Here is a 232-nt window from a genome sequence, read left to right on the forward strand (position 1 = left end):
TCGAAAAGCTGCGCGCGCTCTTCAAGGACGTCGCGCCGAATGCTGGCCTGCGCCACATCAGCTTCGGGATCGGCGAGCCGAAACACCCGACGCCCGCGCTGATCCGCGACGCCATCGTCGCCTCGCTCGACGGTCTGTCGGTGTATCCGGCCACGGGCGGCAGCCCGGCGCTGCGCGAAGCGATCGCGAAATGGGTGAGCGAACGCTACAGCCTGCCCGCCATCGACGCCAG

General features: G+C 69.0%; 1 pseudogene. It reads left to right on the forward strand.

Annotated features, from left to right (window positions below):
* A pseudogene (locus tag SB816_RS35270) lies at positions 1–232 on the forward strand (succinyldiaminopimelate transaminase); the annotation flags it as partial.

It is taken from the genome of Achromobacter sp. SIMBA_011 (genome assembly GCF_046535435.1).
GTDB classification, from domain to species: domain Bacteria; phylum Pseudomonadota; class Gammaproteobacteria; order Burkholderiales; family Burkholderiaceae_B; genus Achromobacter; species Achromobacter dolens.